This window comes from Pseudaeromonas sp. HNCC25DJ182 (assembly GCF_055413365.1).
This window is the reverse complement of sequence record NZ_JBVAYG010000018.1, coordinates 79,994-89,079: the sequence shown is the minus strand read 5'-3', so window position 1 is coordinate 89,079 and position 9,086 is coordinate 79,994. Positions and strand designations below refer to the sequence as shown.

General features: G+C 51.3%; 4 protein-coding genes. 2 read left to right on the top strand and 2 right to left on the bottom strand.

Translation table 11 applies throughout. From position 1 onward, the window contains the following. The first annotated feature begins 930 nt into the window (after nucleotides 1-930). Entirely contained in the window at nucleotides 931-3,474 is a 2,544-nt protein-coding gene (locus tag ACZYUB_RS14250; RefSeq protein ID WP_463948896.1) for a TIR domain-containing protein, read from the top strand. 1,005 nt (nucleotides 3,475-4,479) lie between these two features. After that, entirely contained in the window at nucleotides 4,480-5,100 is a 621-nt protein-coding gene (locus ACZYUB_RS14245; RefSeq protein WP_463948894.1) for a hypothetical protein, read from the top strand. Nucleotides 5,101-5,155: 55 nt separating this feature from the next. Here ACZYUB_RS14245 and ACZYUB_RS14240 read toward each other — a convergent pair whose 3' ends face one another. Together ACZYUB_RS14240 and ACZYUB_RS14235 are read right to left on the bottom strand one after the other, a co-directional pair. Then, nucleotides 5,156-6,358, bottom strand: coding sequence for a S1 family peptidase (locus ACZYUB_RS14240; protein WP_463948892.1), 1,203 nt, complete (start codon nucleotides 6,356-6,358; stop codon nucleotides 5,156-5,158). 274 nt (nucleotides 6,359-6,632) lie between these two features. Further along, complete coding sequence (locus ACZYUB_RS14235; RefSeq protein WP_463948890.1) at nucleotides 6,633-8,927, bottom strand: Ig-like domain-containing protein; 2,295 nt, start codon at nucleotides 8,925-8,927, stop codon at nucleotides 6,633-6,635. Nucleotides 8,928-9,086: the final 159 nt, after the last annotated feature.

Sequence of the window (9,086 nt, the reverse complement as noted above, 5' to 3'; positions counted from 1 at the left end):
GGGATTTAATTTCGGTCTAATTGATTGATTTTGTTGATCCGGTTCCGCCCTGTCGGCTGGGGCGAATTGCCAACCTGCCGTTGGCGGGGGCGGGTTAAGGACCGAAGCCGCGGTCCTTAACAATCCTGCGGCTTGGTGTAGGCCGACTGTCGGGAAAGCCCCGAGCTCCGGGATTCTCTCCACCGGCCGGGAGCCACACGCCATTCCCTGGCGTGACGCTCCCTTTTGCGGTCATCCTGACCGCGCACCGGCTCCGTTCACCCCTCCACCCGGCCCGACAGACGGCTTGGGGTTTGGGTTAACATTCAATTATGACTGGCGTCATGTGAGGCAATTGTAGGAGCAAGCGAAGCTCGCGATGCTCTTGCTTTGCGCTTCGTTCATCGCGTGATGATCCACATCAACCGTTCGCCCTGAGCCTGTCGAAGGGGATTTAATTTCGGTCTAATCAACTGATTTTGCTTGATCCGGTTCCGCCCTGTCGGCTGGGGCGATGTGCCAACCTGCCGTTGGCGGCGGCGGGCCAAGGGGGAAAAGGCCTCCCCCTTGGCAATCCCTGGCCTTGGCGTATGCCGACTGTCGGGAAAGCCCCGCGCTCCGGGATTCTCTCCACCGGCCGGGAGCCACACGCCATCCCTGGCGTGACGCTCCCTTTTGCGGTCATCCTGACCGCGCACCGGCTACGTTCACCCCTACGCACGGCCCGACAGACGGCAATTGACCGCAAGTTTTTTGCGAGCCAGACCTCACAAGAGCCAGAAGAGGCTATTCGTCACGTTTCAATTACCTGTAGCATGAATAGGAAATAGCTATTTCTCTATTCCAGATTGATGCGATTGGCCTAGATAAGGATAAAAACATTAATTGAAGAGGGAGCTGTTACAGACGTAACGATTCGTTTTTTAATATATAAAATATGAGATTCAATAAATGACTAAAGCAGTGTTCGTTAGTTATTCCCATCAAGATGAAAAATACAAAAGGTCCTTAGAAGAACACCTTTCCATTATGCGAAGAAATGGGGTCATATCTGATTGGAATGATAGGAAGATTATAGCTGGTCAGGATTGGTCTCACGAAATATCAGACAATTTGGAACGATCGGAAATTATTCTATTTTTAGTTAGTTCTAGCTTTCTTGCTTCAGATTACTGTGTGGATGTAGAGGTAAAAAAAGCAATTGAATTACATTCAGAAGGAAAGGCCCGATTAATACCTATTATTGTTAGGCCTTGTGACTGGATGGGATTTGATTTTGGTAAGTTTCAGGCTCTGCCAAAGGATGCTAAACCTATATCAAAATGGGATGATGAAGATGAAGGGTGGTTGGATGTTATTTCTGGTGTAAAAAAACACATTGCCGAATTTAATAATTCACTCAAAAAGCAGTTGGTAATTAAAACAAATAACGTCCAGCCAACCGAAAAACAATATTTATGGATTGACGATACTGAAATTGTTTTAGTGCATAGAAAAGCAGATCGAGTAAAATTGAGTGATATATATGTATTGCCTGATGTTGAATTTGATTATGAGATCAGGGGAGAGGAGTTTGAAATTGAGAGCTCCGCGGTGTTTTTTAAGGAAAAAAATAAATATTTGATTTTTGGTGAAGAGCAACAAGGAAAAACGGCGCTTCTTAAATATGGATTTAAAGAGTTATCAATGGCTGGCTATTTACCTGTTTATTTGGATGCAAAAAGCATAAAAACAGCAGATCTAAATAAAATATTGGCCGTAGAGGTGGAATCTCAATATCAAAATCTTATTTTCGATTCAGAGATTTTTAGAGCTAAAGGTGTATTGTTTGTTGACAATCTAGATCAGCTAAACCTTAACTCCAAATATAGGGATTTACTTATTGATAATATTTGCTCTATGTTTGATTGGGTTATTATAACTTGCCATAGCTCATATAACTATATTTATGCTGAAGTGTCAGGCTTACGCAACTTTAAATCAGCTTCAATTCTTGGTTTTGGTAATTACAAAAGAGAGGAGTTGGTAAAAAAGTGGATATCATTGGGTGTTGAAGAGTCAATAGAAGAATGTGATTTATACACTGAATGTGATGAGTTGAAATTGCAACTGAACAATGTCATCAAGAAAAACATTGTGCCACCAAAACCAATATATATATTGATGCTAGTCCAGATGTTTGAAGCTTATGCCAGACAGAACTTGGAATTAACCTCTTATGGTCACTGCTATCAACAATTAATATATACAGCTTTTGAAAAAGCGGGTATAAAACCGAAAGAATATGAGAAATACTTAAATGTTTTAACGGAAATATCATGGTCAATATTTAAAAATGGAGGAGGTTTAAACTCAGTTCAAATCGATGATTTCTTTGCGGAGTACGAGGCTAAGTATTTATCTATAAATGGGTCTGAAATAATAGAGAATTTGGTTTCTCATTTCATCCTCAAAGAAGATTTCTCGGTGGTTGATTTTAAATACCCATATATATATTATTTTTTTGTTGGTAAAATGTTCGCTGAAGGATTCTCTGAGTCTCCTGAAATAAAACAAAATGTTAGAATGCTTCTGGATAATCTCCATAGAGAGGATTATTCAAATATTTTAATATTCATCACCCATCACACAAAAGATTCATGGGTGTTAACTGAAATAAAGGAAATACTATCATCTCTATTCAGCTCCAATGATGTTGCGACCTTAAAAAAAGAACAGCTGCACTTCATGGATGATTTTATTCGCTTAATTCCAGAGTTGGTCTTGGAGCAAAGAGAAATTCAAAGGGAAAGAGAGCTGCATAACAAAAAACTAGATCGTATTGAAATGAATCAACCTCAATCGCAGGATTGTGATACTGAATCTCCCGATTTGCTTTCGAATATTAATAAAACATTCAAAGGCATGGAAGTGGCTGGTCAAATAATCCGAAATCGACACGCAACTCTTACAAGAGTTAATTTACTTGATTTAGCAAAATCAGGTGCATCAACGGGGCTGAGGTTTCTTGATTACTTCATTAAGATTTCAGATTCATCAAAAAATGAAATAATAAAATTCATTGAGAATCAGTTATCAGAAAACCCTAGTCTCTCCAATCGTGAGCTGCAAGATTATGCTCAAAGTGCATATATGCATATGACGTATGGAGTTATTAACGGTGTTGTAAGGAAAATCGCATCTTCAATTGGTTCTAAAGAAGCTCAAGAAATATATTCTTTACTTGAAGGGCAAGAGGATACGCCAGCCTTTACTTTAATTAGACAATCTGTTGATTTCCAGTTTGCGAGAGTTGTGAATATACAGTCAGTAGAGATTACAATAGATAAATTAAAGGGTAATCCTGTCTGTTTGAGAATATTAAAGGAAATGGTCATACAGCATACTTATATGTACCCTGTGGATTATAAGACAAAGCAAAAGCTTGCTGAGAGGCTGAATATATCAGTTAAAGGTCAGCGATATATGGATTTAAAAAAGACGGGAAAAGGTTGAAATATATGTACAGTTCTAGTACTCACCTGCACAGGTCTCAAACTGGCGTCTCGTTACAAAACTCCAAGCCGTCTGTCGGGCCGAGGGGTGGGATGAACGCAGCCGGTGCGCGGTCAGGATGACCGCACAAGGGAGCGTCACGCCATGGATGGCGTGTGGCTCCCGGCCGGTGGAGAGAACCCCGCAGCTCGGGGCCTTCCCGACAGTCGGCATAAACCCGGGCCCGGGATTGCCAAGGGGGAGGCCTTTTCCCCCTTGGGCCGCCCCCGCCAACGGCAGGTTGGTAAATCGCGATTGCCGATAGGGCGGAACCGGACAAACCAGAATTCCGATCCAACATCCAACCATAAATCCAATCGGCATTGGGCATATGCCCTGATTCACCAAAACCCGAAGCCGTCTGTCGGGCCGAGGGGAGGGGTGAATGGAGCCGGTGCGCGGTCAGGATGACCGCACAAGGGAGCGTCACGCCAGGGATGGCGTGTGGCTCCCAGCCGGTGGAGAGAACCCCGGAGCTCGGGGCCTACCCGACAGCCGGCATAAACCAACTGCCAGGGGGCAAGGGGGCAGGGCCTTTTGCCCCCTTGCCGCCCCCGCCAGCGGGAGGTTGGCCAATCGCCCCAGCCGACGGGGCGGAACCGGACCAAGCCGGATCCGCAATCCGGCCATCGAGCCCAAGACCGGGGATTGCCAAGGCCCCCCTTGGCTCATCCCCGCCGCCGGCAATAATTGCCGCCCACCCTGCATCCTGGTTGCCATAGCCCGGTCATCAGCCTCATCCGATTCCCGTTGAGCGGCGACCCGCTCTGCGTCTTAACATGAACTAACAAATCCTAACGTGATTTTTCATATCAGATTGATTCATAAGATATTTTTTGGCTAACAACTTGCTGGTAGATGAAGGGTAAGCCGGGATGTCGTCATGACACACCTGTCGCCCGTTGCACAGGTTCGTTATGTCCCGGACATGGCGACCCCAGGAGTCTCTTCAGCAAGGAGAAAAACATGTCACTCAATATTGATGCCTCAAGCAGCTATGCCTCGTTGATCCAGCGGCTGCAAAGCAGTACCAAAACCAGCAATAGCAGCAGCGTGCAGGGCAGCATGCCGCCGCCACCCCCTCAGGGCGGGGAGAGCAAGATGATGTCCGACTTGGCCGATGTGTTTGCCGAGCTCGGCATCTCCACCGACGCCTTGAGCGCCAGCAGCAGTACCGACGCTAGCGGTGACACCACCAGCACCACAGCTTCCAGCTCGGATGCGCAGACCGCGCTGGCGGCATTTATGCAAACCCTGATGGATACCCTGCATGCCCAGGGGGCGGGAAAATCCGCGGCGGAAAATGAAGGTTCGGATGGCTATGGCCAGAGTAATCCGATGAAGGCGGATATGCAGACGCTGTTGAGCAAGCTGGGTCTCTCCTCCGAGAGCAGCAGTACCGACAGCACGAGCTCGACCGATAGCTCGGTGAGTGAATTGCAGAGCAAGTTCTCGGATCTGTTGGAGAGCTTGGGCGCATCCGACAGCGGAGTGAGTCTGGGGGATTTTCTGACCTCCTTTTCCAGCAAGATCCCGGAGGGGCGTGGGCAGGGGCGGATCGGTAATGTGGTGAATACCACGGCGTGATCAGGGTCTCCCAAACAGGGGCGGCAGATTGACTCTGGCCGCCCCTTTTCGGTTGCTATCGGTTGCTGGCGTGACGGGATGCGTGTCGACGACGACCCAAGGCCAGCACCGCGAGGCCGCCCAGCGCCAGGTAACCCAAGCTGCCGCCGCCAGAACTGCTGACCGTATCATCCGGGATAGGGGCCAGGGTGCTGCCTTCCAGTATCAGGGTGTCGGAGAGCTGGCCTTTGTTACTCTCGGCGGTAAAGTCGATACTGATGGTGCGCTTATCCCCCACGGCTCCTGCCGGGTAGGTTACGTCGACTGTGCAACTCTGGCCGGGGGTCAGCGTGGTTTGCTGGCAGGGGGCGTTAATCGGTGAGGATGAGGTGATTTGCCCCAGTTGCCAGTCCACGGTGTCGTCATTACGGATCACGAAATGCGCCGTTGCCTGGCTCCCCGGGTAGGTGGTAATGGCCTGCCGGTTGGTGTAGTTAAGGCCATGGAGCTGTGCGGCTATCCAAGTCTCATGGGATGCGGTCGAGGTGAATGCGGCGGGGTAGTTAACATTCCCGCAAATGTAACCACTGCTATCGCCCTCGATAAAGCTGGAAAGACCGAACTGGATACCATTGACGAGCAGTGGCCCACCACTATCACCGAAGCAGATGCCTTCACCCATATTGCCGCCCGCGTAAATATGATCCGGGAGTAGTAGAGGCTCCTGGACTCCGGCGTAAGGCAGGGTAATACCTTGTAATTGATAGGGGTACTGGGTGCCGCCCGCATCGGTCGCCCCCCAACCGATGGCGACTGAATCCTGATTCACGGCCAGCATGTCTTGCTGGGCCTGGGTTGCCAGTTGTACCGGCGTGGCAGTTTGCGCCTCGGTCAGGTGCAACAGGGCGATATCATGGGCGAACTCGGCAATGTTCTGTTTTTCGTTCGTGCCGGTAACCAGCCAGTCAGGATGCACGATCAACTGGTCGACCTTGGCGCCCGTGGTATGGCCATCGAGCAGAGCCTGGCCGATGATCAGGTTCAGACGCCCAAGTTCCGCACTTTCCACACAATGGGCTGCAGTCAACACCCACTGCGGAGCAATCAGGGTTCCGCCGCAGAATTGGAAGAAAGTGCCATTTTCCAGCCGGGATTCGAGTGCCACCATCCAGGACGGTGCCGTAGTGACCGGATCTCCGCCGACGATGCGCGGTGTAGCGGCAAGTGTTGTCTGGCTGAACACAGTAAAGAGTAAACATCCAAGTAACGTCCGACGCATCTGTTGCTCCTTGTTATGCGTAATAGATAAACCCGTTATCAATGCCACACTTCGGTTGTTGCTGTGTGGTGAACCGTCATGCTTTGAGTAAAACCCGGCTCGGCTCATTCGCACGGCTGTGATCGCCAACACGTGGCATAGTCATTGGGTAGTCAGATTGAGATTCGAATGGGGCAATATATCAGTTGCTTTTGAATCTTGAAACAGCTCGTTCGAAGAACCATCGGAACCTGTGGCCGGTTCCGATGGTTGTGTGGCCAGGCGCACGTTTTATCTAGCGTCTGGAGATGGTGATGGTGAGGCTGCCGGTGCTGCTGCTCTGACCATCACTGACCTGATAACTCAGGGTTTCACTGCCGGTTTTCGTGCCCGCCCGATATCGAACCTGATTGTTCACCACCGAGGCGGTTCCTTTTTTTGCCGTGGTGATCGATAGCAACTGCAGAGGGCTGCCTTCCACATCCTTATCATTGGCGAGGACGTTGATGTCGATGGTCTGGCCGGGAAGAACCTTGGCGCTATCGTTGACGGCCTGCGGGGGATCATTGACCGCGGTGATATACACATCAATCCGTGCCGTTGCGCTCCCCCCGAAACCATCACTGATGCTGTAGTCCAGCGTGTCGTTACCAAAGAAGTTACTGGCCGGCTGGTAACGGATCTGGTTGTTGCTGATGCTGGCACTGCCATGACCCGGCGTAGTGACACTGGTGACGGACAATGTATCGAGGTCCGCATCGCTGTCGTTCAGCACGACATCCAGGGTCAGCGCATTATCTTCGGTGCCGGTCGCCGAGTCCGGATTGGCGATCGGGAGTTGATTGGGCGGCGTGGTGGCCTCGGCGACGTCAGACCAGGCGGTCTGGTTATTGAAGCTGTCCCGTGCCTTGACCTGCAGGCGATAGAGTGTCGCCGGGGTCAAGCCTGTCAGCATGAATTGCGGACTGGATTGCCAGGCCACAGGGGGACATGCTCCTCCACCCGATGCGCATTGCAGTGTGTATTGAACCGGTAGTCCCGAGTCATCGATAGCATCTGTGGCGCGCAGAGAGAGTGAGGTGCGACTGCTCGCGGTCGGTGTCAACGCCCAGGTGAGAGGGTCTGGTGTGGGGGGCGTGGTGTCAGTCGCCAGTACCGGAATCGTTCCGGAAATATAATATTGCCCCAAGCTTCCGTAATTGCTGTAGGGCGAGAGCGGATCTCCCGCTCCTTGAATCGCCAGGTAGTAACGACCGGCATTGACACTTAACTGCAGGGTGCTGCGGGTATCGGCACTGGGATTCGCCTCGCCGAGCAAGATCCCTTGCGCGTTATAGAGCCGAGCCAGACTATCGAGATTACCGCCTCGGGTATTGGTGGCCATCCGTAAGGGGGTCACCGTCAGGCTCAGGCTGCCAGCTGTGGCATCGAGTTGAAACAGATCCACATCACTGGCCGAGCCGATGATGCCCTTGTTTTGTGGTTGAAGATTTTGCGGATCCTGCGCAGGCGTCGTGGCGCTGATGACACCGTTGCTGTCGGTCAGAAGTGGCGTGGCACTGGCAAAGGTATTGCCATGGTCGTCACCGCGCATCAGTAGCCTGCTGCCGATGAGTTGAATGTCATCCTCCTGGTTGTTGGCACCGCTATATTCGCCCTTGCTCCATTGGCTGACATTCCGGTTATAGCCGGTTCCCATCAGCGGTCCCCAGGATGTCTCTCCGCTGCCATGACCGCCATAGTAGGCGCTGGTCGGAGTTCCATCGTGAGACAGGCTCAGGTTGTGGCCCATTTCGTGACTGGCGGCTTCACTGACATAGTCTTCACGACCGCCACCCAGATTGTTGAAATAGACCAGGGCCGGTGAGTAGTAGCCATAGTTGCTGAGGCCAAAAACCCCGACGTAGGCTACACCTCCGGCACCTTTGGAGGGCATGGCGTTGCCGTTGGCATCCGAGTCGCGCGTGATCAGGAGGCGACCTGTGGTCGAACCCCATGTGGTGGGCTCTTCGGTGGTGACATCGACATCAAAGGGGGCATAGTCTTCGGCGACTCGCTGCCAGATGCTGGCGATACTGGCGCGTTCACTGTCAGAAAAGGTGGTGGCGTCAGCATCCAACGAGTAGGGCACGGCATTTAACGGGTTGGCGCGTCCCTGATTCCAGGCGGTGTTGCTGATGACATGACCATTGAAATCCAGATAGATAACGCGTGTGGCGCCTGGTCGGCTGTGCAATACAAAGGTGTCGGCGCTGGAAATGGCGCTGATGACACCACCACCGCTGCCGGGAAGAGCGCTACCGCTGAGTGTGAAGGTATCGACGTAGTGGATCCCCCCCTCCGGATCGGCGCGCAGCATGGCGGCATCGTGACTGGGGAAGTTGAATTGATGCAGCCAGGCCATGGCGCGCTGTTGGGCCGGGAGTGGCAGCCGTTGCAGATCTTGGCGCAATAAACCCGCGGGTAACTCGCTTAGCTTGAAGGGATGATCTTTGCCGAAGTGGGCTTTGGGAGCCGCCTGTGCCCCGACAACCGACAGCAGGTTGAGCCCAAGTATGACCAGCAGGGCTCCGCGTGTGATGACATCCATAGCGACCTCGCAGCGGGTGGAGATGTTCTGTCTTTGACAGTAGTTCATGGTCGGAAGGTGTAAAAAGTCTAATCTGCTCTCCAGACGGAAGATGAGTTCGTCATGTCTACGGATGGAACCAATCTAGAGGTGAAGTGAGTTGTTGAGCCGTGGAGGGCC